This window comes from Actinomadura sp. NBRC 104412, assembly GCF_030269515.1.
Lineage (GTDB): Bacteria > Actinomycetota > Actinomycetes > Streptosporangiales > Streptosporangiaceae > Spirillospora.
This window is the reverse complement of the sequence record NZ_BSTM01000008.1, coordinates 1-26,388: the sequence shown is the minus strand read 5'-3', so window position 1 is coordinate 26,388 and position 26,388 is coordinate 1. Positions and strand designations below refer to the sequence as shown.

23 protein-coding genes are annotated in these 26,388 nt (G+C 69.8%); 12 read left to right on the top strand and 11 right to left on the bottom strand.

Annotation, left to right across the window (positions count from 1 at the left end):
• The 6 genes from QSK21_RS12330 to QSK21_RS12305 form a co-directional block, all read right to left on the bottom strand.
• On the bottom strand, window positions 1-765 hold the full coding sequence (locus QSK21_RS12330; RefSeq protein ID WP_285695729.1) for a response regulator transcription factor: 765 nt from the start codon (window positions 763-765) through the stop codon (window positions 1-3).
• Window positions 766-859: 94 nt separating this feature from the next.
• Entirely contained in the window at window positions 860-1,801 is a 942-nt protein-coding gene (locus tag QSK21_RS12325) for a S1C family serine protease (RefSeq protein WP_285695728.1), read from the bottom strand.
• 15 nt (window positions 1,802-1,816) lie between these two features.
• Window positions 1,817-2,764: a VWA domain-containing protein gene (locus QSK21_RS12320; RefSeq protein WP_285695727.1), complete on the bottom strand. Its 948-nt coding sequence runs from the start codon at window positions 2,762-2,764 to the stop codon at window positions 1,817-1,819.
• Window positions 2,761-3,777: a DUF58 domain-containing protein gene (locus QSK21_RS12315; protein WP_285695726.1), complete on the bottom strand. Its 1,017-nt coding sequence runs from the start codon at window positions 3,775-3,777 to the stop codon at window positions 2,761-2,763. The genes QSK21_RS12320 and QSK21_RS12315 overlap by 4 nt, the downstream gene beginning before the upstream one ends.
• Window positions 3,774-4,856 carry an AAA family ATPase gene (locus QSK21_RS12310; RefSeq protein ID WP_285695725.1) on the bottom strand — a complete coding sequence of 361 codons (1,083 nt, stop codon included), beginning with the start codon at window positions 4,854-4,856 and terminating at the stop codon, window positions 3,774-3,776. The genes QSK21_RS12315 and QSK21_RS12310 overlap by 4 nt, the downstream gene beginning before the upstream one ends.
• Window positions 4,853-5,107: a hypothetical protein gene (locus tag QSK21_RS12305; RefSeq protein WP_285695724.1), complete on the bottom strand. Its 255-nt coding sequence runs from the start codon at window positions 5,105-5,107 to the stop codon at window positions 4,853-4,855. Before QSK21_RS12305 ends, QSK21_RS12310 begins: the two co-directional genes overlap by 4 nt.
• Window positions 5,108-5,456: 349 nt before the next feature.
• Between QSK21_RS12305 and QSK21_RS12300 the strand changes: the two genes are divergently transcribed.
• On the top strand, window positions 5,457-6,056 hold the full coding sequence (locus QSK21_RS12300) for a hypothetical protein (RefSeq protein ID WP_285695723.1): 600 nt from the start codon (window positions 5,457-5,459) through the stop codon (window positions 6,054-6,056).
• A gap of 127 nt (window positions 6,057-6,183) precedes the next feature.
• A complete protein-coding gene (locus QSK21_RS12295; RefSeq protein WP_285695722.1) occupies window positions 6,184-6,450 on the top strand; it encodes a DUF5999 family protein in 267 nt (88 codons plus the stop codon).
• Here QSK21_RS12295 and QSK21_RS12290 read toward each other — a convergent pair whose 3' ends face one another.
• The 3 genes from QSK21_RS12290 to QSK21_RS12280 all read right to left on the bottom strand — a co-directional run bounded on the left by QSK21_RS12290 (window position 6,451) and on the right by QSK21_RS12280 (window position 9,844).
• Window positions 6,451-8,628, bottom strand: a complete 2,178-nt coding sequence (locus QSK21_RS12290) for a molybdopterin-dependent oxidoreductase (protein ID WP_285695721.1) — start codon at window positions 8,626-8,628, stop codon at window positions 6,451-6,453.
• A gap of 232 nt (window positions 8,629-8,860) precedes the next feature.
• Window positions 8,861-9,106, bottom strand: a complete 246-nt coding sequence (locus QSK21_RS12285; protein ID WP_285695720.1) for a hypothetical protein — start codon at window positions 9,104-9,106, stop codon at window positions 8,861-8,863.
• A gap of 87 nt (window positions 9,107-9,193) precedes the next feature.
• Window positions 9,194-9,844: a YdcF family protein gene (locus tag QSK21_RS12280; RefSeq protein ID WP_285695719.1), complete on the bottom strand. Its 651-nt coding sequence runs from the start codon at window positions 9,842-9,844 to the stop codon at window positions 9,194-9,196.
• A 111-nt stretch (window positions 9,845-9,955) separates the two neighbouring features.
• Between QSK21_RS12280 and QSK21_RS12275 the strand changes: the two genes are divergently transcribed.
• Both QSK21_RS12275 and QSK21_RS12270 read left to right on the top strand, forming a co-directional pair.
• Window positions 9,956-10,282, top strand: a complete 327-nt coding sequence (locus QSK21_RS12275) for a hypothetical protein (protein ID WP_285695718.1) — start codon at window positions 9,956-9,958, stop codon at window positions 10,280-10,282.
• A 208-nt stretch (window positions 10,283-10,490) separates the two neighbouring features.
• A complete protein-coding gene (locus QSK21_RS12270; protein WP_285695717.1) occupies window positions 10,491-12,782 on the top strand; it encodes an SNIPE associated domain-containing protein in 2,292 nt (763 codons plus the stop codon).
• A 48-nt stretch (window positions 12,783-12,830) separates the two neighbouring features.
• On the opposite strand, the gene QSK21_RS12265 is transcribed toward QSK21_RS12270, so the two are convergent.
• Window positions 12,831-13,598: an SGNH/GDSL hydrolase family protein gene (locus tag QSK21_RS12265; protein WP_285695716.1), complete on the bottom strand. Its 768-nt coding sequence runs from the start codon at window positions 13,596-13,598 to the stop codon at window positions 12,831-12,833.
• Between the two features lie 384 nt (window positions 13,599-13,982).
• On the opposite strand from QSK21_RS12265, the gene QSK21_RS12260 reads away from it, so the two are divergent.
• Window positions 13,983-14,780, top strand: a complete 798-nt coding sequence (locus tag QSK21_RS12260) for an inositol monophosphatase family protein (protein ID WP_285695715.1) — start codon at window positions 13,983-13,985, stop codon at window positions 14,778-14,780.
• Here the strand turns inward: QSK21_RS12260 and QSK21_RS12255 are convergent.
• A complete protein-coding gene (locus QSK21_RS12255) occupies window positions 14,777-15,577 on the bottom strand; it encodes an alpha/beta fold hydrolase (RefSeq protein ID WP_285695714.1) in 801 nt (266 codons plus the stop codon). The genes QSK21_RS12260 and QSK21_RS12255 overlap by 4 nt on opposite strands.
• Before the next feature lie 186 nt (window positions 15,578-15,763).
• Between QSK21_RS12255 and QSK21_RS12250 the strand changes: the two genes are divergently transcribed.
• The 7 genes from QSK21_RS12250 (at window position 15,764) to QSK21_RS12220 (ending at window position 26,206) form a co-directional block, all read left to right on the top strand.
• The gene (locus QSK21_RS12250) at window positions 15,764-16,111 is read left to right on the top strand and encodes a DUF1330 domain-containing protein (RefSeq protein ID WP_285695713.1); all 348 of its coding nucleotides are present in this window, start codon (window positions 15,764-15,766) and stop codon (window positions 16,109-16,111) included.
• A 76-nt stretch (window positions 16,112-16,187) separates the two neighbouring features.
• Window positions 16,188-16,754 (top strand): hypothetical protein, encoded by a 567-nt coding sequence (locus QSK21_RS12245; protein ID WP_285695712.1) that lies wholly within the window; start codon window positions 16,188-16,190, stop codon window positions 16,752-16,754.
• The gene (locus QSK21_RS12240) at window positions 16,741-18,201 is read left to right on the top strand and encodes a UvrD-helicase domain-containing protein (RefSeq protein ID WP_285695711.1); all 1,461 of its coding nucleotides are present in this window, start codon (window positions 16,741-16,743) and stop codon (window positions 18,199-18,201) included. Before QSK21_RS12245 ends, QSK21_RS12240 begins: the two co-directional genes overlap by 14 nt.
• 268 nt (window positions 18,202-18,469) lie before the next feature.
• On the top strand, window positions 18,470-19,933 hold the full coding sequence (locus QSK21_RS12235) for a hypothetical protein (RefSeq protein WP_285695710.1): 1,464 nt from the start codon (window positions 18,470-18,472) through the stop codon (window positions 19,931-19,933).
• Window positions 19,930-20,691 (top strand): hypothetical protein, encoded by a 762-nt coding sequence (locus QSK21_RS12230; protein WP_285695709.1) that lies wholly within the window; start codon window positions 19,930-19,932, stop codon window positions 20,689-20,691. The genes QSK21_RS12235 and QSK21_RS12230 overlap by 4 nt, the downstream gene beginning before the upstream one ends.
• Window positions 20,688-25,127, top strand: a complete 4,440-nt coding sequence (locus QSK21_RS12225) for a hypothetical protein (protein WP_285695708.1) — start codon at window positions 20,688-20,690, stop codon at window positions 25,125-25,127. The genes QSK21_RS12230 and QSK21_RS12225 overlap by 4 nt, the downstream gene beginning before the upstream one ends.
• Window positions 25,124-26,206, top strand: a complete 1,083-nt coding sequence (locus QSK21_RS12220; protein WP_285695707.1) for a Wadjet anti-phage system protein JetD domain-containing protein — start codon at window positions 25,124-25,126, stop codon at window positions 26,204-26,206. The genes QSK21_RS12225 and QSK21_RS12220 overlap by 4 nt, the downstream gene beginning before the upstream one ends.
• Window positions 26,207-26,388: the final 182 nt, after the last annotated feature.

Sequence of the window (26,388 nt, the reverse complement as noted above, 5' to 3'; positions counted from 1 at the left end):
TCAGTCGGACATCTCTCGTACTCGCGGGGCGGTGCCGTGCTCGGGGCCGTCCGGACCAGGCCCGTCGTGCTCGCGCAGGCGGTAGCCCTGGCGGACGACGGTCTCGATGAGCTGCTCCTCGCCGTCCACGGTCAGCTTGCGGCGCAGCGTCCCGATGGTGACCCGGACGGTGTTGGTGAACGGGTCGGCGTTCTCGTCCCAGACGTGCTCCAGCAGGTCCTCGGAGGAGACCACCTGCCCGGGACGGCTCATCAGGTAGCGCAGCACCGCGAACTCCTTGGGCGTGAGCTGCAACCGCCGGTCGCCCCTGAAGACCTCGTGCCGCCCGGTGTCCAGGCGGAGCGGGCCGACCCGCCACACCGCCGAGGCCGCGCCGCCGGGCCGGACCGTGTCGCGGCGCAGCAGCGCGCGGACGCGGGCCAGCAGTTCGGGGAACGCGAACGGCTTGACCAGGTAGTCGTCGGCGCCCAGGTCGAGCCCGCGCACCCGGTCGGCGAGGCGGTCCCTGGCGGTCAGCATCAGGATGCGCAGGCCGGGGTCGCTCTCCCCGTTCAGCTCGCCCTGCCGGATCGACCGGCACAGGTCGAACCCGTCCCCGTCCGGCAGCGACAGGTCCAGGATCATCAGGTCGTAGGAGGCCGCGTACAGCTTCTCGGACGCCTGCTCGACGTCGTAGGCCACGTCGACCGCGTAGTCGGCACGGACCAGCCCGTACCGGAGCGCCTCGACGAGGTCCTCCTCGTCCTCGACCACGAGGATCCGCATCGCGCCTCCTCAGTCCCGTTGTGGCGCGGGCGCTGTCGCCTTTGTCGGCTTATTTCGGTCTTTCGTCGGCTATGCACCTGGCGCCTCCATCGTGTCAGCGGATGATGCGCCTGGCACCGTCCACGGCCGTGTCCACCGGGATCGCGAAGCCGATGCCGATGGATCCGCCACCGCCGCCCCGGCTCAGCGTGGCGATCGCGGTGTTCACGCCGATCACCTCGCCGCGCGCGTTCACCAGCGGCCCGCCGGAGTTGCCGGGGTTGATGGACGCGTCGGTCTGCACCGCCCTGCGCCGCTCGCCGTCGCCGAGCCGCACCTCGCGGTTCAGCGCGCTGACGATGCCGCCGGTGACCGTTCCGGCCAGGCCGAGCGGGGAGCCCAGCGCCATCACCGGATCGCCGACCCGCACGTCCGCCGAACGCCCGAACACCAGCGGGGACGGGCTGTCGGACGGGCTGATCGCCAGCACCGCCAGGTCCTGCGCCCGGTCCTCGCCGAGCACCCGCGCGGTCAGCCGGCGGCGGTCCGACAGCACCACGTCGACCTCGACGGCGCCCTCCACCACGTGCGCGTTGGTCAGGATGTGGCCGTTCCGGTCGATCACGAAGCCGGAACCGGTGCCTCCGCCGCCCGACCCCGTCCGCGTCTCCACCGAGACCACGCTCGGCTGCACCCGCGCCGCGACATCACTGAGATCGCCCGGCCCGTTGGCGGGACCGGCCGTGGACTGGGTGATCGGGGCGACGGCGCGGCCCGCGCTCACCCATCCGGCCACGCCGCCCACGGCCCCGCCCGCCAGGGCCGCCGCCAGCAACCCCGCGGTCAGCAGCCGCGGGCCCCTCCCGACCGTCGTGGTGGCCGTGCCCCTCGCCGTCCAGGGGTCGGACGTGACGGTGAACGCCGCCGGCCGCCCGCCGTCCGGGCGCGGGATGCCGTTGGAGGGCGACAGCCAGGCGGCGGGCAGCCGCGCCGGCTGGAAGTCCGGGCCGCGCGGCTCGCCGAGCCCGTAACGCGAGTCCTCGCCATGCCGACTCATGACACTCCTCAAGCCTCAGGGAAGCCGTGAGAACCACAGCAGGGACGCGGCGGCGGTCACGCAGGCCAGCAGCAGCCCCGCCCCGATGAACCACACCCACACCTCACGGGTCTCGGTCCGGTACCCGATGCTGCTGCCGATGTCCTGGTAGACCTGCCGCAGCTCGCCGCCCGTCGCCGCCTCGTAGAACCGGCCGCCGGTGTCCCGGGCGAGCCGTTCCAGCGCGGGCCCGTCCACCGGCACCGGGACCGCGGCGCCGTTGTTGTAGAACACGCCCTCGGGCGTCCCGTAGGCGATCGTCGAGACCGGGATCCGCGCCTGGTTCGCCCGCTCGGCCGCCACCTGCGGGTTCCGTCCCGCCGTGTTGGTGCCGTCGGACAGCAGCACGATCCGGCCGGGCGGCGCGGACTCCCCGTACTGCGCGCCGAACGAGCTGATCGCCTCCAGGGACGCGATCACGCCCTCCCCGATCGCGGTCCGCGGTCCCAGCGTCAGCCCCTCGATCCCGGCCCGTAGCGCGCGCCGGTCGGTGGTCGGCGGGACGTTCACCGTCGCGGTGCCGGAGAACGACACCAGGCCCACGTTGAAGCGGGACGGCACCCCGTCGAGGAACGACACCGCCGCCCGCTTGGCCGCCTCCAGCCGGTTCGGCGGGACGTCGTCGGCCTCCATCGACGCGGACACGTCCAGCGCCAGCATGATCGTCGCCTGCTCGCGTGGCACCCGCACCTCGGTGGCCGGACGCGCGAACCCCGTCACGAACAGCCCCATCATCAGCAGGAACGCCGCCGCCGGAACATGCCGACGCCAGCCGGGCGTCACCGGCGCCACCTTCTCCAGCAACGCCAGGTTGGTGAACCGCACCGCGTACCGCCCGCGCCGCACCTGCACCGCCACGTACAGGCCCACCAGAGCGAGCAACGCGAGCAGCAGGAGGAGCCTGGAAGGCGCCAGGAAGTTCACGCCGCACCTCCCCCGGGCGCCCCGGTCGGCGCCGCCGCCATGCCGGACCGGCGCGGCGGCGGATTGGCCGCCCGCGCGATCCGGCGCTGGGTGAGCACGTGCTCGACGATGTCGCGGATCCAGTCCCGGTCGGTGCGCAGCCGCAGGTGGGCCGCGCCCGCCCGGCGCAGCGCCGCCGCGATCGCGGCCCGCTGCTCCCGCGCCGCCTCGGCGTACCGGAGCCGCAGCCGCGGGTTCGCGGTGGAGATCTCCCTGCGGCGGCCCGACTCCGGATCGACGACCGCGAGCAGCCCCACGTCCGGCAAGGTCAGCTCGCGCGGATCGACGACCTCGACCGCCAGCACCTGGTGCCGGTGGGCGAGCTGCGTGAGCCGCCGCTCCCAGGACCCCACGTCCTCCAGGAAGTCCGAGACGACCACGGCCAGGCCGCGCCTGCGTCCCGCCGTCCGCAGCATGAAGCCGATCCCCTCGCCCAGCGTGTCCCCGCCGCCCTGCTCACCCGGCTCCGACCGGGGCAGGGCCAGCAGCGACCGCAGCAGGGCCAGCAGGTGCGCGCGGCCCGTCCGCGCCGGGACGTGCCGCGGCCCGCTCGGATGCAGCACCTGCGCGCCGATCCGGTTGCCCGTCCGCTCGGTCAGGAACGCCACGGCGGCGACCGCGGCGACGGCCAGGTCCCGCTTCTCCGCGCGTCCCGTGCCGAAGTCCATGCTCGCGGTGGCGTCCACCAGCGCCCAGGTCTCCAGCTCCCGGTCGGCGATCCGGTCCCGGACGTGCGGGACGGTCGTGCGGGCGGTCAGGTTCCAGTCCATGGCGCGCACGTCGTCGCCCGCCTGGTACTCCCGGCCCTCCGCCGCCTCGCTTCCCTGGCCCGGCAGCAACCCCAGGTGATCGCCTTGCAGCAGCCCGTCGAGCCGCCGCACGATCACCAGTTCGAGACGTTTCAGCGCCCGCTCCGGCGCCAGCTCGCGGAACCCCACGGGGATGCCCCGCTCCGGGGCGCCCGACGGTGTCACGCCGCGGCCTCCTTCCCGGACGGCGGTCCCTGCGCGCCGGGGGGCTGTCCGGCATCGGGATCGGCTTCGATGTCGGCCCCCGCCACATGGCTGTCCTCGCGCGGCGCGATCCGGGGCGCGGGGATGGACGACACCACGCGGGCGACGATCGTTTTGGCGTCCACCCCGTCGGCCAGGGCGTCGAAGGACAGAACGAGGCGGTGCGCCATCACGTCCACCGCGAGGTCCCGCACGTCCGCAGGGAGCACGTAGTCGCGGCCGCGCAGCAGCGCCAGCGCACGGGCCGCCGCGACCAGCCCCAGGGTCGCCCTCGGCCCCGCCCCGTAGGCGATCAACCGCGCGACGTCCTCCACCCCGTAGGCCAGCGGGTCCCGCGTGGCCGCCACCAGCCGTACCGCGTACCGGGCCACCTCGTCGTGGACGAACACCAGCTCGGCCGAGCGCCGCAGCCGCGACAGCATGGCCGTGTCGAGGACCGCGTGCGGCTCGGGCGGGTCCACGCTCATCCGGTAGAGCACCGCCAGCTCCTGCGCCTCCGTCGGATAACCGACGTCGATCTTCAGCAGGAAGCGGTCGCGCTGCGCCTCGGGGAGCTGGTACACGCCCTCGGACTCGATCGGGTTCTGCGTCGCCAGCACCAGGAACGGCGCCGGAACGGGGAATGTCCGGCCGCCGATGCTGACCTGCCGCTCGGCCATGACCTCCAGCAGCGCCGACTGCACCTTGGCCGGGGCCCGGTTGATCTCGTCCGCCAGCACCACGTTGGCCATCACCGGGCCGAGCTCGATGTCGAAGGTCTCGGTGGACGGCCGGTAGATGCGGGTGCCCATGATGTCCGAGGGCACCAGGTCGGGGGTGAACTGGATCCGCGCGAAGGTCCCGCCCGCCACGGTGGCCAGCGTCTCGGCGGCCAGCGTCTTCGCGACGCCGGGCACGCCCTCCAGCAGGCAGTGGCCCCCGGCCAGGACCGCGACCAGCATGCGCTCGATCATGCGGTCCTGGCCGACGATGATCCTCTTCATCTCGAAGAGGGCCCGCTCGGCGAGCGCGCTGTCGGCGTCCGGGGACGGTGGGGTCATCGGCCGTCCGCCGCCTGCGCGGGATCGGCGCCACCGGAACGCTCGGGGCAGTCCTCGCCCGGCGCCTTGCCGGTCCACCCGGCGTTGCCGTGGGACACCGCCGGGCCGCCGTCCTGGTGTCCGGTGACGATCCGCAGCTCGGTCCGGCCGCCGCCCGGATCGGCGAGCGCCGCGCCGCCCAGCCCGAGCGCCGCGGCCCCGGCGACCCCCGCCACCGCGACGGCGATCCTGGTTCGTCCGCTGAGAGCCATAGCTCGTATCCCTCCGTGACTGTCATGCCGCCGCCCGGCGTTCCGGGCCGGCAGCACCGATCACATCAATCCGGAGCGAAAGCGGAATTAAGGACCGAGCCTGACCCTCGCGGACGATCTCAAGGCGCGTCGCGGCGAGGTCCGGACCGGCGCCCCGGCCGGCCGTGACGGACCGTGACAGGGCGGTGCGCGGACGGGGGTTTCGGACATGCCGGACGCCGGAAACACGACGAAGATTCTTTTGTGAGCGACTTTTCCGTAAAGAGCCTTTCTTGTAGCGTGCGCAGCGTTTTGTGAAGCGAATTCATGATCGGACAACCTCCCGGCAAGATCATGAAAGGACCCCACGATGGCCACGGCGACAGGCTTGGCCGCCACCGCGTTCATCGGCCTGCTGGCGCTGCTGGCCGTCGCGCGGCGCGGTCGCGGCCGCCCCCGCACGCCGGCGACCACCCCCGCCGCCCCCACCGCCCATCCCGAATCGCTCACCGCGGTCCTGGACTCCGGCTCCGAGGAGTACCTGGCCTGGCTCGCCGACCACCACTGGCCCGCCGACGAGTACCTCGACCTGGAGCTGGAGTGGCGGAACGAGCTGGCCGTGACCGACCTCCCCGACCTGCCGGGGCTCCCCGGCCATCCGGGGCTGCCCGGCCACCACGGCCTGGCCGACCTGCACGGACACCTGGACCTCGCCGAGACCTATGAGACGCCGATGTGCCCGCACTGCGGCCAGCGCCGCGAGGACGTGTGGCCCTGCCCCCAGTGCGGCAGGCTCCTGCACTCCTCCTGCGGCCACGGCATGCGGCGGCGCCGCCTGGCCCACCCGTACCGGACCCACGCCACCAACCACCAGGCGGTCATCGCCGAATGGCTCTGCACGGGCTGCCTGTCGGTCGTCGGACTCGATGTCGACCATGGGGACGAGGCGGACGACGACCTCCGGCGCTGACCGGACCGCCGGGGCGGATCGCACCACAACGGGAAAGTAAAGAATTCCCCATCTACTTGCCTATTACGGTCAGCACTCGGCAGGCTGCATCGTGTCCTAAACTGGGACGCAGTGGAGGTAGATGCCGATGTCCGTTCAACGCACGACGACGTGCCCGCACGACCCGCCCTGCCCCACGCCCAACGACACGGACCGGGAGGCCGCGCGCATCGTGGCGGCCCACCCCGAACAGGGGTGGAGCCTGCTCTGCAACGGCATCGTCCTCTTCGAGGACACCGGTGAGCTGCTCCCGGACGGCCGTGTCATCGACCCGCACCGTCCCGTCCAGACTCCGGTGCGGAATCCGGCTCAGGATCCCGCCCGGAATCCGGTGCAGAACCCTACGCCCGCCTGATCAGCGTTCGGGGCCGGTAGCGGGCGCGATGGCGACCGGAACGCCGTTGAGGTGAGCCATCCCCGCGAGCGGTTCCAGGTCGCCTGGCCTGGGTGAGGCCAGCAGGTTCACGTTCGCGCCGCCCGCCGCGTTGGCGACTCGCCATCCTCCGCCCTGATGGCCCCACCCGTGCGGTACGGCCACGGCGCCCGGCGTCATCTCATCGGTCACGACGACGGGCAGCTCGACGGCCCCATGCTCGGACGTGATCCTGCACAGAGCACCGTCCTCAAGCCCGTATTCAGCGGCGTCCTTGGGATTGACGCGGGCCGCGTGCCGGCGCTTGCCCCGCATCAGTCCCGGGACGTTGTGCATCCAGGAGTTGTGCGAACGCAGCTCCCGCATCCCTATCAGCCTTAGCGGGTACGCCTCGTCCCGCTCCTCCGCTTCGGCGGGCTCGGCGGCGAGGCGCTCGATCTCGGCGACGATCTCCGGCGGGTCCAGGCGCACCCGCTTGTCCTTGTGCAGGATCCTGCGGCGCAACGTCCCGGTGCGGTGATGCTCGCCCAGGACGATGCCGTGCGGATGCGTCCGGAGCTTGCGGATGCTCAGGCCACCTCGCCGCAGCCCGTACCAATCCCCTTTCGGCCCAGTGCGGAGCAGCAGGTCCACCAAGAACCGCGGCGACGGCCGTATGCCCATGCGGTACGCGAGCCGTTGCAGGGCGACCGCGCCCAGGGCCAGGCCCATGCGGCGTGCGAGGTCGTCGATGATCTGCCACTCCTGGCGGGCCTCTCCTCGCGGCGGGACCACCGCGTCCGTCCAGGTCACGTAGGGCGTCAGATGGTTCTGCAGGAACGGCAGCGGGAAATCCTCCCGTTCCAGGAAGGTCGTGGCCGGCAGCACGTAGTCGGCCTTGCGCCCGGTGTCCGTCACGTACAGGTCGATGCAGACCAGCAGGTCCAGCTCGTCGAGCGCCGCCTCAAGGGCCGCGCTCCCCGGCACGGTCCGGACGGGGTTGCCCGCCGACACCACCAGCGCCCGCATCCGTCCGGGCCCCGGCGTCGTGATCTCCTCGGCCATCACCCCGGCGGGGAAGGTGCCCAGCACGTCCGGGTACCCGCCCACCCGTGACCGCGTCTTCCCGTACGTGGCCAGCCCCGACACCCGCAGCAGCTCGTCGAGCCGCATGGGCGCCGCCCCGAAGATCCCTCCGCCGGGCCGGTCGAGGTTGCCCGTCACCAGCGTCACCGCGTCGATCAGGAACGCGGTGAGCGTCCCGTACCGTCCCAGGCAGGTGCCCGTCCTGCCGTACACCACCGCCCGTTCGGCGGAGACCAGATCCCGCGCGAGGTCCCTCACCGTCCGCGCGGGCACTCCGCTGCGTCCCTGCGTGCTCTCGGGCGGGAAGTCCTTCGCGACCTTGCGCAGCGTCCCCGCACCACGGGCCTGCGCCGCGCAGGCTTCGGCGTCCTCCAGCCCCTCCTCGAAGATCACGTTGAGCAGGGACAGCAGCAGCCAGGCGTCACCGTCGGGCGCCACCGGCAGATGCTCGTACGCCCGTGCCGTCTCGGTACGCCGGGGATCGGCCACCACCACCCGGCCGCCGCGCCGGACGATCGCCGTCAGGTCCTCTTTGATCCGCGGCGCGGTGATGACGCTCCCGTGCGAGACCAGCGGGTTGGCGCCGAGCATCAGCAGCAGGTCGGTCCGTTTGAGATCCGGGATCGGCACCAGTGCGGGCGACCCGTACAGCAGCGCGCTGGCCGCGAACCGGTTGTTGACGTCCTGCGACCCGGCCGAATAGAGGTGCGGCGACTTGAGGGCGGCCATGAAGGCGCTCAGCCACACCGGATGGCTGTAGGAGAACGTCGCGGGATTCCCGAAGTACCAGCCGATCGCGTCCCCGCCGTGCTCCTCGCGGATGCGCCGCAGCCTGGACGCGATGTCATCGAGCGCCTCGTCCCACCCCACCTCCTCGAACTCCCCGTCGGCCCGTCGCCGCAACGGCCGCACCACCCGGTCCGGGTCGTTCTGGATCTCCGCCATCGCGATGCCCTTGGGACATGCGAACCCCTTGGACAGGGGATGCTCCCGATCCGCCCGGATCCGCCGCACCGCCCCGTCCTCGACGGTCACCTCCAGCCCGCACAGGGGCTCGCAGATCCGGCAGTAAGTGGACGCTTGCGTACGACCCATGCGCCGATTATGCCCCCAACCGCTCGTTCGCACCCGAGTACGGCGGGCCTCGGGGAAGTTTTGTGGCACGCGGCGGCGGGGCCGGAGCCAACGCGCTCACCGGACGCCTGTCATGGATATGGGCCTGTCATGGATATCGGCCTGTCAGGGATATCGGTTCAGAGGCGGCTCCAGCCGAGCACCCGCGCCGGCTGGGATGCGCGTCGTCCTCGCCCCTGTGAAGGACGACGCGTCAGGCCGCCGCGAGGAGCCGGCACGGTGCGTAAGCGCGGTTCACAGCATCCAAAGCCCAGCGCATCCTCTCCCTGTAGACCTCCGGATGGTCACCGGCCTCCTGCGCGACATGAGCGGCGCAGACGTCCGGACCGGCCATGAGCAGCCGCTCCCCTATGGCCGCCCGCACCCGCGCCGCCGTCGGGCGATCGGACGCCTGCAGCGTCGTGGTGTACAGCACCTGCGCCAGATCCGAGGCGTTCATGATGGCCTTCTCTCCCAGCGGTGGCCTCCGGCTCCACCAAGAACGCTACGCGGGGGGTCTGACAATTTCGGGACGGGCCGAGACCGCTCAGGAGATCACATAGCGGTCGTACCCCAACCGCGCGAGCCGCTCATGGGCCGCCCAAGCCGCCTCATCGACCTCCGTAGGGGCCTGGAAGCCGCGTTCCGCGTACACCACCATGCGTTGCAGGTCGCCGACCATGAGTTCCAAGACCTGACGGGGGTCGTCGTCGAGGTAGGCGTCGTACGCGACCTCCGGGGCGGAGGTCAGCCACTCCACACCCGGCCATCGGCGGAGGGCCGTCGCCAGGGAGCGCCTGGTCATGTACGGCTTCGCCACAAGGATCCCGCGGCTCACACGCACTCCGCGTTGGGTGAGCAAGCGACGCGTCGCGGCGATGTTCTCACCCGTGTTGGTCGCCGTTTCCTCTAGAAGGATGGCCTCGTCCGGTACGCCGTGTTCCCGCATCACACGGGCGAACGCCTTCGCCTCCGTCTCCGCCCAATCCGATGTGACCTTCCCGTTGCCCCCCGTGGCGACCACCAAGGGCGCCCAGCCCTCGTGCCAGAGCCGCGCGGCCTGTACGGCGACACGTATGTCGTGGCAGCCCATGGCCACGATGACCTCGCTCGGCGCCATCGGCGTGACGTAGACCAGGTAGTCCCAAACGAGCCGTCCCAGTTCCCGGACCTCCGGCCAAGAGGGACCAAACTTCACGGCATCACTCTCCCCCTCGCGCGGCATGTCGTCGCCCATCCGAAACATCCGGCTAGTAGCTTTCAACTGCTTTGCTCCTTACGAAAGGCTCTTACGGAAGGACAGCGTGGTGTGATCGCGGCCCTCGTCCTCGCCTGCCTGGGCGGCCTGCTCGTCCTGAGCCTGCCACTCGCGCTGCCGCGCAGGCGCCGTCGCTCTCGCGAGCGCCGTTCATCACGGCCCGCCGACGCCAAGTCCTCGTCCCCTGTTCCATCCGCGCCCAGCCCTGCCGACCCTGGCCCCTATCCCGAATCACTCACCACCGAGCTGGATCCCTTGGACGAGGAGTACCTCGCCTTCCTCGCCAACGAACTCTGGCCCGAGGACGAATACCTCGACATGGAACCGAGCATCGACCAGGACAACGAGACAGAAGGAGGGGGCGGCATGTGCCGCTGACCCCTTCGCACCACTCGATCGGGCTTTGCGCCACTCGATCCGGCGCCTTCTCCACATCCGGCCACCGGTAAACGCAGCCCTCCGACGGGGCGTCCCGCTAAGAAAACGGGGACCGCCACGCCAACGAACACATCCTCGCCGGTGAACGCTCCCAGCACGCCCGGCCCGGTCTCCGCGAAGGCCACGCGTGACGAGGAGCGGAGAAGCGATGACGGTTCAGCCGCACACCACCCCTTACATCGGCGCAGATGTGGACCCGGGTGAGACCGCCCATCTCCTGAAGGTGCTCGGTTTCTTCGTGAAGGGCGAGGAGCGCCTTCTGGCCCTGGTGACGACCACCAAGGCGCTGCCCAAGCTCACCCACGTCGCCGTCACCGACACCCGAGTAATCGGCTTCTCCGCGCCCGACCTCAGCCGCGAGGGCCCACGTCAGGAACTCCCGCTCAGCGCCATCACCGATGTCGAGACCCGCAAGTCGTACCAGCAGCGCTGGTTCCTGGTCGTGAAGCACGACTCCGGCGAGGAATCCGACTTCGGCGACGTGCACGACACGGACGCTCCGCAGATCCTGCAACTCATACGAACCCAGATAGCCACGCCCACGCCACCCGTTCCCGTGCCAAGTGCCGCCGCACCGCCGCCCAGACCCAGCAACACCTCGGCCTGGCTCTACAACTCTCCCCCGGGATGGCCCGCCCCGCCCATCGGCTGGACGCCACCGCCCGGTTGGCAGCCCGCCCCCTCATGGCCGCCCGCTCCGCCGGGCTGGCAGTTCTGGACGCCTGCGGCACCACCGCCTCCCGCGCCTGCCTCACCGCCCGAGCCGCCCGAGCCGCCCGTTGCCTGGCCGCAGTACGTCGGCGCGAAACTGAAGCCCGACAAAGTCCGCGACCTCCTCATCAGGCTCGCTCGGCACCTCCACCAGGACGAAACACTTCTCGCGCTCACGAGAACCGCGAAGATGCGCCCGGCGCTGAACCATCTCGTCATCACCGATCGCCGGATCGCGGCCTTCTCCATCCATGATCTGAACGCCTCCGGGTTCAGGCTGACGGCCGAGCTCGGCACGATCTCCGCGGTCGAGCTGCGCTCCGGATTCACCCACACGCCCAGACTGGTCGCCCATCTGCACAACGCCGCCGACGTCGACTTCGGCGATCTCAACGACACCGACGCGGCCACCGTTCTCCAACTCGCCGAACGCCTTGTCACCCGCGGACGTCCCGTGCAATTCGCCGCCGCCCCGGCGACCTCACCTCCCGCACGACCCGAACGCCGTCCCGCCTTCGGCGGCAAGAAGCAGCGCATCGAGGAACTGGAGGCCGAGAACGCCCGCCTCCTCCGGGAATTGCAGCGGGTGGGCGCGCTGGAGCCGCTACGGCTCGCCGAGGAGAACGAGCGGCACCGTCGGCAGGCCGCCGCCCTGGCCGACGAGATCAGGACCAAGCGGGAAGAGCTCGATCGGATCCGCCAAAGCATCGTCGAAACCCAGGACGTCGCGCTCCTCCAGGAAGCCGGCGTTTACGAATACCAGCACCCCCTCGCCGACGCCGTCGCCTACAAGGCCGAACTCGCGAAGATCAAGGACAGGATCAAGACGATGGCGCGCGGTGACCGCGCCGTCGTCGGCGCCACCGACTGGTCCGTGAACGGCTCGCTCGCGCAGGGCCGGAAAATGGTGCGCGACTTCTCCAAGCTCATGTTGCGCGCCTACAACGCCGAGGCAGACAATCTCATCCGGACGATGCGCCCGTACAAGCTGCGCTCTTCGATCGAACGGCTGGACAAGACGGCCCAGACCATCGAACGGCTCGGCAAGACGATGAACATCCGGGTCAGCCCCGACTACCGCAGGCTCCGGATCCAGGAACTGCGGCTCACCGCCGACCACCTCGCCAAGACCGAGGAGGAGAAGGAGCGGATCCGGGCGGAACGCGAACGGCAACGCGAAGAGGAGAAGGCCCGCAAGGAGTTCGAACGCGAAAAGGCACGCCTCCTCAAGGCACAGTCACAGGTGCAGACCGCCCTGGCGCGCCTGGAGGCCAACGGCGACACCGCGGGAGCCGCCGAGCTGCGCGCCAAACTCGCCGACGTGGCCAACGCCATCAGCGATGTCGAGGGACGCGCCGCCAACACCCGGACCGGCCATGTCTACGTGATCTCCAACATCGGCGCGTTCGGCGAGCGCATGGTCAAGATCGGCATGACCCGCCGTCTCGATCCCACCGAACGGGTCCGCGAGCTCGGCGACGCCTCGGTCCCCTTCCACTTCGACGTGCACGCGCTCATCTTCAGCGAGGACGCCGTCGGCCTGGAGAACCGCCTCCACCAGGAATTCGCGGACCGGCGCGTCAACCGGGTCAACCAGCGCCGCGAGTTCTTCTACGCCACCCCGTCCGAGGTCCGCGCCGTCCTGGAACGCATAGCCGGCAACCACCTGCTCGAATACACCGAGACCCCGGAAGCCCAGGAGTGGCGCTCCAGCAACCCGGCCCCCTGAACGGAAACGGCCGCCGTCCCGGAGAGGAACGGCGGCCGCTTATCTTTGTCAGGAGTCGGCGTGCCGCGCCAATACACCGCTGGTGCTTGACCGCAGCGCGGGGTAGTACCCGTTGGCGTGGCCGCGGGCCGTCGGGTGGTAGGAGTCGCCGATCGGATAGGTCAGCGAATGCAGCCATCCGTCCCCAGAGCACAGTTCATGCCCGGCGAACTCGTCCCGGACGTCCGAGAACGTGAACCCCGCCCGCGAGACGGCTCCGCTGATGGAGGTGTTGAGGGTGTCGGCGGCCCGGTTGAGCGCGGCCCTCTTGGTCTGGCTGAGCCCGATGCACCCGCTGCTGTTCTGGATGTAGAGCCGCGGGTAACCGAGCACCACGACACGCGCCGAAGGCGACTTGGAACGAATCGACGAATACAGCGAGTCGAGCCGTCCGGGAAGCGTGTTGCGCATGAAGCTTTCGGCGTTCGCCACCGCGGTCTCGCAGCTTGCCGTCGACTGGAGCACGCACGTCTCCATCACTCTCGCGAAGCCCGCGTCATTACCCCCCACGGTGATGCTGACCAGGGTCGTGGACGACTCGAGCGCGCTCAACTGCCCGCTTGTCACGGACGAGGTGGTCGCACCGGAACAGGCCACGAACTTGAACGAGTCGGGCGACCGGTCCGCCGCCCACAGCCGCGGATAGGCATTGGCACTGCGCAGGCAGTTACCGGAAGCGGGGTCGTAGTTTCCCGCCCCCGTCCCGGAGGAGTAGGAATCCCCGAGGGCGACGTAGTTGGTCGCGGCCGCGGCGGCCGACCCCGCCCCCGCGACCAAACCCGTAGTAACTGTAATGGCACCGACAGTGATCGCCCAAAGGCGGGAGACATACATTTCGCACTCCGTGGGGCGTTGCGATGTGTCCTACATCACTCATACCCCGCGCACGTTTTAATGAAGCCTCAACCTGATCAGCAACTTTCGTCATCTTTCGCCATTGAATCGACCTTTATCCCACTTCCAAGCAGATCATCCGTCAGAGCATGACCTCCCCCAAGATCACCTCACAACCCCGAATTACGGCCAATCCGTACCACCCCAACCGACCCGACCGTTTCCAGAGCCGCTCGGCCCGTCTGGGCACACTTCTTGACGTGCTCCTTCGCGTCCGAAAGCACGATCGCGGGAACGCAAGCGTCTATGGGAACGAGGTCGGATCACATGAACGACGCACCCGCGGCTCTGCTCCCCGTCGCCCTCAAGGCCGCGGAGATGGCAAGCGAGCTGGTGCGCACGCGCGTGCCCGGCCTGCTCACCGCCAAGGGTGACCGCGACATGGCCAGCGAAGTCGACTACACGGTGGAACGCGCCGTCCGGGACTACCTCGAAGAGCGAACGCCCGACATCGCCGTACTAGGCGAGGAAGAAGGGATCAGCGGGGACACCACCGGCGATCTCCTGTGGGCCATCGACCCGGTGGACGGCACCGCCAACTTCGTGCGCGACATCCCGCTTTGCGGCATCTCGATCGGCTTGATCGCCAAAGGCCGCCCCATCGTGGGCGTCATCGATCTGCCCTTCCTGGGCGCGCGCTACCACGCAGCCCAGCACACCGGCGCCCACCTCGGAGACCGCCGCATCCGTGCCAGCATGACCACCAACCTGAAGGACGCGATCGTCGCCATAGGGGACTACGCCGTAGGCGAGGGCGCCGAGGCCAAGAACCGCCGACGCATCGCCCTCACCGAACACCTCGCCGCCAGCGTCCAGCGAGTGCGGATGCTGGGAACGGTGGCCATCGATCTAGCGTGGGTCGCCGAAGGCAAGCTGGACGCCGGCATCACGCTGTCCAACAAACCCTGGGACATGGCGGCCGGTATCATCATCGCCCGCGAGGCCGGAGCCAACGTGATCGACCAGGACGGCACGGACCACACCTTCGACTCCTCCGCCACCATCGCCACCGCGCCCGCACTCACCCACGACATCGCCGCCCTGCTCCACGACGCCGAAACCTAGCCCGAATTGCCACCGAGCCAAGTTCCGACGACTTCGGCAAAGCGTTCCGGGGCATCGTCGTGAACCCAGTGTCCACAGCCGGGAAACTCCTGAAGCCCGGTGCCGGGACGACGGGCGGCCATTTCCCTGGCCATCGGCGTGGGGAGGACGAAACTGTCCCTTCCATGGATGAGCAACGCGGGACACGTCGAGGCGAGCCAGTCCGGCCACCAATCGCCGACAAGCGCCTCCTGGGATTCCATCATGTCGTCGAGATCGAACAGAAAGCCCCAGCCATCGTCGAATTCGGCGGCGCTCTCCATGAAATAGCTCGCGTCCGGTATGCCGCGCGCCTCGATCTGTCGGCGCAGGTCGGAGAGGGTAGGAGCACGGCGGGGCCAGGAGCGCACGTCCAAAACCGGGTTGGGCACCTCAGGCCGACGGTTGCAGGCGCCGCCCTCCTCCACGACCAGTGCGCGTACCAGTTCCGGATAGCGGGCCGCCACACGGAACGCGACAACACCGCCCATCGAGTGCCCTAGGAGATCGACCGGAGCCAGGCCCATCTCCCGGACGAACTCGGCGACATCCTCGCGATATTCATCCGGCTTATAGCTCCCGCCCCGTGAACTATGGCCGTGACCGCGCAGTTCCAGGGAGACGACCCGGTGGCCGGACGCGAGCATGCCGGCGAGCGAGGCGAACATCCGGGCCCGGCCGAAATGGCCATGCAAGGCAAGCAGCGGCCTACCAGACCCACCGAAATCAACGTAGGCCAGCCGCAGCCCACGAATCTCAACCTGCCGCTCAACCGCCACTGTCACTCCTCATAGCCCTTATAGCGTCGGCGCGAAGATGACGGCACCGGCAACAGCCGAGCCGCACGCATCGGCGTCCGGCAGCGTACCGCCGGAGGGGCTACGCCTGAGGTAATGGTGAGCGTTCCTTCAACCCGCCAGGCTGAAAGAGCCGAGACCACCATGTGCTAGCCAACGGAGGCAACGATGACCGCCTATGCCCTCGCCAACCTGCGCCCCCAGCCACCGCTGCACGAGAACGTCTTTACCTACATGGAGCGAATCCAGGACACCCTCGACCCGTATGGTGGCCGCTTCCTCGTCCACGGCACGGCACCGGAACAGATCGAAGGCCGAACGGAGGGCACTTACGTCCTGATCGAGTTCCCGGACATGGACACCGCCCGCGCCTGGTACGCCTCGGACGCCTACCAGGAGATCCTCCCCATGCGAACCGACCACATCGAAGGAACCGCCGTCCTGCTCCAGGGCGTCCCCCCGAACTACGACCCCGCCAAAACCGCCGCCTCCATGCGCGCAGCGCAACAGCCCTGAACAAACGCGCGAACACCGCGCGTGGGCGGGCGCCGATCGGGCGCGTTCGGCGTTCATTGAAGCGCTCACCATCGTCGTGATCGGGACGAAGGTCGGGCCCTGGACCATGCGCCTGCTCGCCACGCGGGGACATGAGTGCGCCGCCAAGGTGGCAGTCCTGCGCGACAGTGACCAGCCATGGGACGAGACGCCACGCGAGCCCGGCTGGCTGGAGGAACATGATCCGGACGTGGTCGGCTTCTTCGCGAGCCATCCCACGCTGGAACCAGCGATCACGCTGAAGAACGAGGCCGCCATCGGCGAGGTTCTCGCGAGGCTGGGGGTGCCCCTGCCCGAGCCGATCACTCCTTCGTCCGTCCATGCGCACTTCCACAGTGCGGTCAAGACCTCCGATTCGGCGCCCGCGAGCGCCGGACCGGCGGCCAGGCTCAAGGGCCGGTTCGCTCTCCAGCTCGCGGACGAGCTGCGCCGCCGGCTCGACGAGGGGGAGCCCGTCCATGTACCCGACCACATGAGCGACCTGTTCGAGTTCCTCTACACCGGCTCTCCAGGCTCCGAAGAGCCCTACGTCCTGCTGGACGAGGCCGACCTGGACGCCACCTCCGCGGACGCGTCCTGGAGTGAGGTCGATGAGCGGGAATAGCGGCGACCTGACGGAGGAGCAGATCACGGCGGTGTGCTCCCCGGCTCGGCGTGCCTATATCGAGGCGGCGCCCGGCTCGGGCAAGACCACGGTCGCCGCGATGCGCTTCGGCCTGCACCGGTTCACCGGGACGGCGGACGGCACGGTCATCGGATTGAGTTTCACCAGGTCGGCGGCGAACGAACTCCGGCAGCGCATCCGGCTCAAATGGGGCGGACGCGCTCTGACCCGGCCGCATCGCGTGATGACCTTCGACACCCTGCTGGAACGGGTTCTGGGCCATCTCCTGGAGCTGGGCCTGGTCCAGTGGCCCGGCGGTTTGACCGCGATCACGGTGCACGACACCTGGAAGGGCAAAGCCGAGCACAGATGGGGTGAACGACGCCCGTTCCTTGCCCTCGACGGCCGCGACGTCGTCGTGAGGATGCGGTCGGCGAGGCAGGACAGCCATGTCCGGCACGACGCTTTCGTCGCACGGGTGAACGAGGGCGAGTGCACCCACGACGACGTCCGCGCCGTGCTCGAAGCGGCACTCGACCGCGACGAGGCGCGGAACGCGGTCGCGCGGCTGCTCGGTGAGTCCATCGGCGCGCTCGTCGTCGATGAGATCTTCGACGCGAACCGGCTCGATCTTCGGCTGGTGGAACTCGCCTGCCTCCAGGACATCCGTGTCACCATCATCGGTGACCCCTGGCAGGCCCTGTACGGCTTCCGCGGCGCCGACCCGAATCTGGTACCAGGACTGGTCGCCGGGCAGGGGTTCGCGAAACTGCCCCTGACCCGGTCGTTCAGATTCAGCACGGTGGAATCCAGAATGCTGTCCACCGAACTGCGCCAGGGGCGCACGGTCCGCCTCTCCGCTCAGGCGTTCACACGGCCGGACATCGTCCTCGCCGGAACCTGGGACCAGCTGTGGGAATGCCCCCACACCGTTCTGCCCCTCTCCTTCGGCATGCCGGACACCACGAACGCGGCGGCGATACTCCTGTTGCTCGACCGCCTGACCACCATGGCGCTGGGAGAGCACGCCGTCTTCCTCTCGGACGCGCTGGGCACTCTCGAGCTCGACGAGGACACGCTGGACCGTCTCGCCGGTCCGCTCAGCGAGGTCCTGGAATCGATGCGCGGAACCGGCGACATCGACGCCTGTTACCAGCGGCTGATCAGAGCGGTGGGCGTAGCGACGAAGCGGCCGTTCAAGCGGAAACATCGAACACATATTCGGAAATTGGAAGGGATGCATGCCCGCCTGCTGGCGGACAGGCAAGGATTCATCCCCGGACTCACGATCCATCAGGCCAAGGGCCGCGAGTGGAATGACGTCGGTGTACGGCTCACGGACAACGAGGCCGCCCTGCTGGAGGCCGGGCTGAGTTCGGAACACGAGAGCCACCGGCGCCTCTACGTGGCCCTGACCAGGGGACGCCGGGCGACGACGATCTTCTGACCGGTGCTCCACGACCGGAAAAGGTCATTCTTGCCCATTCTCCGAAAGTGTCGGAGCCCCCGCTTACGCTCCTGACCGCGGCACTGACGCAGCGAAGGACGGACACATGACATCTCTCATCGAGGGGCCGGATCTCCCTGACGAAGATCGCAACGAGCCGGACGGCGACGGAATGCCGGTCGATGCCGATCCCGCGGGGTTGAGCGCCTCTGAATCGTCCTTTCCTGCCCGGGTTGCCGCTTTTCTCCGCTTTTCTCCGATCATCGAGATGGCCCAGTCCGCACGGCGCAGAGACTGGCCGGCCGACACCTACGACATCGTCACGCTGGCGCTGGCCGCCATCGACATGGTGGTGGCCAGGCAAGGTCTCGACCTCGAGGCGACACGGGACGACGTCGCCGTGGCGCTTCGCGAGCTCGCCTACCGCGCGGCCGCCGAGCGCCCTGCCGAGGAGCACCGGCAGGTGGCCTCGTTCGTGATCGACTCGCTGCTCAACCGCAACGGCCGCGATGGCCCGTTCCGTTATGTGACCAGTGACTACACCGCTGAGGACGGTCGTCACCGGCGCCGCGAGGTCCCGTTCTCGCTGCTGGTCGAGCGCGACGACGCGGTCAGGGACGAGAACGTGCTGCGGGCCACCCCGGACGCGATCAACGCGCTGATCGGCGGTCTCGACTTCGACGTGGAGGACGAGCAGGTCGCGACCGAGCTGATGCTGGAACGCCAGCTGGCGCGCAACGCCTTCGACTCCGCGCGCAAGTCGGCCGAGCGCGCCCGGCTGCTGTCGGTGCGGCTCGCCGACGACCTCGACCAGGTGATCAAGCAGACCCGGCGCGACCTGCGGGCGGTCGAAGGCGACTGGATCGCGGCCGTGCCGGAGCGGCTGGAGTCCGCACGCACGCATATCCAGGAGAGGTTGAGGGCGGAACGCAAGCTCCTGGAACGCATCCACACCGCCTTCGGGAGCGACGACTCCGCCGTTCTGGCCGCCGCGACGCGGATCGACGCGCTGCTGCGTGAATGCCGCCGCCGGCACGAGGATCTGCACCGGAGGGTCATCGGCGCCCGCGGGGTCTTCCTCGACGAGCAGGAACGGCAGTCCTTCCGTCCCCCGGCCGCGATCGACCTCCCCGACCCGCACCGGGACGTCCTGCTGCCGGGCATCGAGCTGGCGTACGAGGACGCGTCCGCCATGACACGGCGGCTCCTGACCGACATGTGCGGCCCGCACGTCCCCCGGCTCCCGCGCCTCTACCGCCTGATCAACGACCTCTGGGCCCGTCCGGAGCAGCGCCGGAAGACCGGCGAGGAACCAGAGGAGACCGAGCTCGCGGCCCCATCACCGCCCTCCCTCGCGCCCGAGGCCATCGATGTCGCGATCCGCGCGGTGCGGACGGTGGGTCTGCCCGCCCGTCTGTCCACTCTCATCGATGCGTGCCACCACGACGCGGATGAGCCCTCGGCCTCGATCAGACGGGTCGGCGCAGAGATCCTCAGCCTCGCCGTGCTCTGGGCCTACTCCCCCGAGACCTACGACGAGGACATCCCCATGACCGACGACCTGGCCGACCGTGTCCTCGGCCCGCGTGCCGCGGTCGACACCGACGGCACTCGCCTCAGCCTTCCCGGCTGGGTCGGCGACGACGTGATCGTCGCACCCGAGCAGGACGCACTGGCCGACGCCGCACCGGCCCCGGCCGCCTCCCACGACTTCCCCGGAGGACACCGATGAGTCTCGTCCAGAGCGACTTCACCGACATCGGGACACTGATCTCGTTCGCCATGCGGCCCGCGCAGCGCCCCGGCCGCAATCCCGAGTACCAGCGCGTCCTCTCCCGGTACCGCGGGGAGCGCGAGCTCCGTTCGGCCACCGACGCCTTCCTGCACGGCCTGAGCGTCCGGGTGCTCTCGGACGGCGACTACGGGCTCATCCTCGGCGTGGAACCGGAGTCCCCGCTGGCCTTCCGGATCTCCGACATGGCCAACGCGCAGGACGAGCGGTACAGACTGATCGCCGGGCTCGTCCTCACCGGCCTGGTGGCCTTCGCCTACCCCAGCGCGGACGAACTGGAGGACGACAGGGTCAGGCACGTCTCCGAACGCGACTTCGACGACTGGCTCCGCGACCTGTGCGAGCGGCTGCGCTCCCACGACGCGGCAGGGGAGGAGATCCCGGAACACGGCCTCGACGAGGCATGGCGGATCTACCTGAACATGAAGCCGATCGAGTACGGCGACAGGGGACGCGGCAGCGGCAAGCTGCGCAAAACCTGCAGCCGCTACTGGGTCCGCAACGTCCTGACCTGGTTGCAAGGCCAGGCCATGGCCCGTCCCGACACGTCCTCGGAGGGCGGCTGGACGCTGACCGAGAGGTTCCGCATCCACGCCCGCGAGGTTGCGCTCGAACGCGCCTACTCGTTCATCGCCGAGGTCCGGCGGCGCCGGGACCAGCACCACGACACATCGCACCAGGGGGACCCGACGCCATGACCTTCCAGCTCAGCGCCCTCAGGTTCCGCTCGATCGGAGAGCGGTCCGCGCGGTTCGCCGACCTCACCCTCGATCTGACCGCCCCGGTCGACGACACGCGGACCGCTCATGACTCGGTCGTCTGGCTGCGCAACGGCGGCGGCAAGTCCAGCATCCTGTCGCTCCTGTACGCGATGCTGCTGCCGGCGGCGAACGACTTCATGGGACGCGCCGTCAAACGCAGCCTCACCGACTACATCGATTCGGGCGACACGTCCCATGTCGTCGCCGTCTGGGAGCCGCGCGGCGCCGCGCGCAGCCTGTTCGGGGAGCCGGACGAGGTGCTGATCACCGGAGCCGTGCACGAGTGGGCCGACCTGCGCAGGCCCGCACAGCCGGCCGCCGCCCGGGAGCGGCTGACCAGCTACTTCTACGCCTGCCACGCCGTGCCCGGGGTGATCGGGCTGGACACGCTCCCGTTCGTTGACGAGAGCGGGCGACCGTACCGGCTCGCCGGCTATCTCGACGCGCTACGCGCGATGGCGGCACCGTACGACCGCCAGGCGAAGCTGGCCATCACGCACAAGCAGTACACCTGGGCCGGCGTGCTGTCCGACCGCCATCTCGATCCCGAGATCTTCCGCATCCAGAAGCAGATGAACCATGTCGAGGGCGGCGTGGAGGACCTCTTCACGTTCGCGTCGGCCCGGGAGTTCATCGACTTCCTGCTCGACCTGACGACGCCGCCCGACGCCGTCACCAGCGTCGCGCAGCGCCTGGAGAACGTGACCGCCCTGCTGCGCGCCAAGCCGCGCAAACTCGCCGAACACGACTTCTGCCTCGCCGCGGCCGAAGACCTCGACGAGGTGTCCAGTTGCCACGACGGGCTCCTGGCGGCAGGCGCCGAAGTGGAGGCCCGCACGGCCGACTCCGCGCGGCTGGCGTCGTCCTTCCGCGCGACCATCGACGAGGCCAAGGCCAGGCGCGAGAGCCTGGCCGAGCAACGGGAGGCTGTGGCGCAGGAGCTGACCAGGGCCAACAACGACAAGTCCACGGCCAACGACCTGGCCTACCTCTACCGGCGCGCGGCCGCTCGGCAGCGTGTGCAGGACGCCGAGGCCGCCCTGGAGGCGGCCGAAGAGCATGTCCTCTCGTCGGCCGCACAGGTGACCGCATGGGAGATCGCCCAGCGACTGGGCGCGCTCGTCTCGTTGCGGGAAGAACTGGCACAGGCCCGGCTGGAGGCCGCCACCGAGGAGAAGGAGATCGCACCGCTCCGGGCTGAGCGTGACCGTCACGCCGTGCGGCTGCGGCAACGGCTGCTCACACTCGCCCAGCACGCGGAGGGAGCGGCGTCCGAGGCTCGTGCCGCCAGTGAGACGGCGAGCGCCGACGTGGAGAGATATGACCGGCTCGCCGACGAGGCGGCCGCCGAGATCGAGACGGCGACGAGCGATGCGGTCCAGGCGGACACGAAGCTGTCCACCATGGCCGAGCGCCTCCGCACCGGCGTCGAGCGGGGCCATCTGCCCTCGGAGAACACCGATCTCATCGCGCACCGGGAGGCGCTGACAGTCGAGTTGCGCACGTGCGACCACCGGCTCCGGGAGCTGGCGGCCAGGTGGGAGCATCGCAGGAACCGGCGGTCGGAGATCGCCGACCGGAATCAGAAACTGAACGAGGAGCGCGGAGCCGCCGCACGCGAACGGGATGACGCCGCCGCGCGTCACTCCGCGCTGACCGCACGGCTGGGAGAGCTGACGGCGTCCCCGCGCCTGCGTGAACTCGCCGAGGCCACGCCCGAGGACCCGCTGGACCCGTGGGGTGAAGGCCCCGCCCTTCTGCGCCGCCTCCAAGACGGCGTCATCGCCGCGGACAACGAAAGGGTACGACGGCGTGCCGAGCTGCACGCCGACGAGCGGACCATCGAGGCGCAGGAGCGCGACGCCGTGCTGCCGACCACGCTCGACGCCGAACGAGTCGAGCGGCTGCTCATCGGATCGGGCATCGCGGCGGAGGCCGGATGGGCATATCTGCGCGGAGTACTCCCGGCCGACCGGCTTCTGGCGGCCATCGACGAGCCCGGAATCGTTCAGATCGGCTGTGGGGTCATCGTTCCCACCGGATCGATGCAGGACGCTATCCGGCTGCTGGAGTCACAGTCGACGGTGACAACGTCCCTCGTGGGCGTCTTCACCACCTCCGATGTCGAGATGCTGCTCCGCATTCACGACGAGGGCGGCGCCGGTGTCCGGCCCGGCTGGCTGGGTCTCGAGCCCGGACTGGTCGATCCAGATCTCGCCGAGGCCGCGGTCCGGCGGCTCAAGGAACGTGTCAGGTCCCATCTGCTGCGCGAGAAGGAACTGGAGGCGCGCCGGGCGGCGGACGACGAGCTGCGCCGCGAGCTGGAGGACTTCCTGGACGAGTGTCCGGCCGGGCATCTGGAGCTGCTGAGCCGAGAGATCGTCCGGCTGGACGAGGCCCTTGAAGAGATCAGGCGGGAGCAGGAGGCCAACCGGTCCGAACTGCGTGGCCTGGACGACGCCGATGACCTCGACGGTTCCGAACGCGACTCTCTGAACAGCGAACGCACCCGTATCGACAAGGCTCTCTCATGGCTCGACGAGATGGTGCCCGTGCTGGCACAACGAGGGGAATGGCAGGCTCGCAAGGAGGACGCGGAAGCCCGTAAAAGGGCGGCGAGCGAACGCCAGACCCGACATGCCGCCGCGTCCCGCCGTGCCGACAGGATCGCTCACGAGCAGGCGCGGCGGGCCGAGGACGAGGACGAAAGAGCCCGCGCTCACCGTTCGGAAGCGGCCGCGCTCTCGGTGACAGCGCTCGATCAGGCGGTCGAGGACGACCCGTCCGTTCCGCTGGACGTCCTGCGGGACGGCTGGGAACGGGCCGAACGGGCGGTCGAGAACCGCGCCTCCCAGTCCGTCTTCGCCGACCGCGTACAGCGCCTGACGGCGGACGTCGAGGATGCGGCAGGCGAACTCGCCCGTCTGGATCCGGATGACCTCGAACGGGCGCGGCAGCTCCTGGCCTCCCCCGAAGGCCAGGAACCGGCAAGGCGCGCGGCGGCACGCCAGGCCGCACACACCGCCGCGAACGCAGCGGTGGAAAACCGTGGGAGAGCCAAAAGCGACCTGAAGGTGCGACAACGCGAACTCGAGGACATCGAGCGCCGGCATCGCCAGCCGCCACGGAGGGCGTTGCCCACCGTCCCGCTCGATGCCGACCACGCCGCCGCCCTCGCCGCCGAACAGGACGTTCTCGCCCAGCAGGCACAGGAACGCGGTAGCCGCGCCGAAGGCGTCATCCGTGAGATCGAAACGGAAGACCGGCATTACCGGGAACGGGCCGAATACTTCGCCACCTTTTTGGATGACCTGCCCACTCTTCCGGACGTGGCCGAGCCCGCGTTCACCGGTGACAGAGAGGCGGGACGGGTCGCGGCCCGCGACGCCAAGGAGCGGCTGGCCGCCGCCGTCCAGCGGCGTACAGAGGGCGAACGCCGGCTCACCGTGGCGGTCGACGCGCTCCGCCAGACGGCGACGAGGCACCCCGCGGTCACGGGCCCGGTGAAGGACCGGGTGGCCAACGACCCGGTCACCGCGCTGGGGCCGCACGCTTCCGATCTCGCGGCGCGGCTGCGCCTGCGGGCGCAGACGCTCACCGACGAACTCGACGCGATCGCCAAGGACCAGCAGATCATCAGCGAGGCCCTGGCCGACCTGGTGAAGCAGAGCTTCGAGATGCTCGGCAAGGCCGAACGCGCCTCGCTGATGCCCACCGCACATGGAGCGTGGGCCGGGAAGAAGGTGCTGAGGATCTCCTTCGACCGTCCCCATGACGGGGACCTGAGCACCTATGCCGACCGGATCATCGACCAGCTGATCGTCAAGGGGCTGCGCCCGGACGGCATGTCCCTGCTCAAGACCACACTGCATGAGGCCGCCGGGCCGCGCGGATTCACGGTCAAGGTCGTCAAGCCCACCACGGACCGGGTCTCCACGACCGAGGACATCAGCCGGCTCGCGAAGTGGTCCGGCGGCGAGAAGCTGACCGTGTGCGTCGCGCTGTACTGCACGCTGGCCGCGCTTCGTGCCACAGGGACGGGCCGCAGAGGCAGGTCGGGCGGCGTGCTGCTGCTCGACAACCCCATCGGCCGCGCCTCGTCCGCCCCGCTGGTGCGCCTGCAGCGGGACGTCGCCGCCGCACATGGCGTCCAGCTCATCTACACCACGGGTGTCAAGGACCCGGCCGCGGTCATCCAGTTTCCCAACATCATCCGGCTGGACAACCGGGCGGGACGCACCCGCAACCGCCGTTTCATCGTGCACGAGGAGAACCGAGGGGACGAGCAGGACGAACCGCCCGGCGGGACGGTGACCGGCATCCGGGTCGCCCACACCGACCACGGGCGCGATCCGGCGGAGGAGCCCACATGACGAACGCGCCGTCCCGGCTCGCGCTCGGCCTCGCGGAGCGGCTCGGTGAGCTGACCGGCAAGCGCGTCGACATCGAGGTTCTGCTCGGCCACGCCCGCAGGATCGATCCCGGCCTGGTCGGTGACCCGGAGGGCTCGGCCCGCTTCCGCGCCGCACTGGAGGAGTTGCTGGCCGACGGGCTGGTGACCTTTCCCGCCCAGGGCTCCAGGACCGGCTGGGACCGCAGGGCCGTCCCGGCGATCCCCCGCTGGGTGATGCGGAACACCCCCGCGCCACCCGCCCGCGCGAAGCCACGAGCACGAGTGTGGCCGCATGCTCTCGAGGAAGCGGGGCGGCTGGCCACCAGGGAGGACGAGTACATGGTGCTGGAGCGCATCGCGGCATGGCTCAGAGACGATCCCCGGCCCGTCGAGGTCCCGGTCCAGGAGCGATCGCTCGAACTCTTCGGCGACGAGAAGGCACTCGACCGTTATGCCAAGACCCGGCTGTTCGCCTCGGGCGCGCTCAGTCTCGAACTTCTTGCCTGTTACCAGCCGCCACTGCCTTTCGCGTCCCAGCACATTCCCGGGCGAGGCCGGACCGCCCTGCTCGTGGTGGAGAACCTGGCCACCTACACGTCGTTCATCACGGCCCTTCGCCGTCTTCCCGAGAGAGAACGCCCCGACCTGCACATCGCCTGGGGCCACGGCCGCGAATTCAACCGAAGTGTTCGGAGCGTCCCCCTCCTGGTCCCGGCACCGGCCAGGCTCTACTACTTCGGCGATCTGGACGTGGCCGGAATCGACACCGCGGTGAAGGCGGCCGCCGAGTCGGCGATCCTCGGATTGCCGCCGTTGCTTCCGGCGCTCGGCTGCTATGCCTTTCTCCTCGCCGGCAAGGACGCGTGGAGCGGGCCCGACTCCAGCAATTCAGGGTCCGGTGCCGGACGCGCCGCTCTCTGTGCGTGGTTCCCCGAGCGATTGCGCCCTGCCGTGAGGGAACTTCTCGAGTCGCGTAAGCGGATACCCCAGGAGCGGCTCGGTTCTCACGCGCTTCACGACGATCCCGGGCCTCTGACGAGCCTGGCCGAAACCAGCTGATCACAAGCCATGGGCGTCCTGTGTGTCCGTGGGCGGTCACCTTCCCGGAGCGCAATGAGGTGATCTCACCGAGTTTCGGGTAGGTGGCCATGCTCGAAATGGGTGAGGACGAGTGCTGCGCGGGTGATGTCGCCGATTCTGCTGGGGCTGGTGGTGATGTGCTGGAGGATGCGCCAGCGGCC

Coding starts and splice junctions, on each gene's coding strand:
- QSK21_RS12295 (WP_285695722.1), top strand. CDS start 6,184: ATGTCCGTTCAACGCACGACGACGTGCCCGCACGACCCGCCCTGCCCC.
- QSK21_RS12290 (WP_285695721.1), bottom strand. CDS start 8,628: ATGGGTCGTACGCAAGCGTCCACTTACTGCCGGATCTGCGAGCCCCTG.
- QSK21_RS12225 (WP_285695708.1), top strand. CDS start 20,688: ATGACCTTCCAGCTCAGCGCCCTCAGGTTCCGCTCGATCGGAGAGCGG.
- QSK21_RS12270 (WP_285695717.1), top strand. CDS start 10,491: ATGACGGTTCAGCCGCACACCACCCCTTACATCGGCGCAGATGTGGAC.
- QSK21_RS12220 (WP_285695707.1), top strand. CDS start 25,124: ATGACGAACGCGCCGTCCCGGCTCGCGCTCGGCCTCGCGGAGCGGCTC.
- QSK21_RS12330 (WP_285695729.1), bottom strand. CDS start 765: ATGCGGATCCTCGTGGTCGAGGACGAGGAGGACCTCGTCGAGGCGCTC.
- QSK21_RS12260 (WP_285695715.1), top strand. CDS start 13,983: ATGAACGACGCACCCGCGGCTCTGCTCCCCGTCGCCCTCAAGGCCGCG.
- QSK21_RS12285 (WP_285695720.1), bottom strand. CDS start 9,106: ATGAACGCCTCGGATCTGGCGCAGGTGCTGTACACCACGACGCTGCAG.
- QSK21_RS12305 (WP_285695724.1), bottom strand. CDS start 5,107: ATGGCTCTCAGCGGACGAACCAGGATCGCCGTCGCGGTGGCGGGGGTC.
- QSK21_RS12300 (WP_285695723.1), top strand. CDS start 5,457: ATGGCCACGGCGACAGGCTTGGCCGCCACCGCGTTCATCGGCCTGCTG.
- QSK21_RS12310 (WP_285695725.1), bottom strand. CDS start 4,856: ATGACCCCACCGTCCCCGGACGCCGACAGCGCGCTCGCCGAGCGGGCC.
- QSK21_RS12230 (WP_285695709.1), top strand. CDS start 19,930: ATGAGTCTCGTCCAGAGCGACTTCACCGACATCGGGACACTGATCTCG.
- QSK21_RS12325 (WP_285695728.1), bottom strand. CDS start 1,801: ATGAGTCGGCATGGCGAGGACTCGCGTTACGGGCTCGGCGAGCCGCGC.
- QSK21_RS12250 (WP_285695713.1), top strand. CDS start 15,764: ATGACCGCCTATGCCCTCGCCAACCTGCGCCCCCAGCCACCGCTGCAC.
- QSK21_RS12235 (WP_285695710.1), top strand. CDS start 18,470: ATGGCCCAGTCCGCACGGCGCAGAGACTGGCCGGCCGACACCTACGAC.
- QSK21_RS12240 (WP_285695711.1), top strand. CDS start 16,741: ATGAGCGGGAATAGCGGCGACCTGACGGAGGAGCAGATCACGGCGGTG.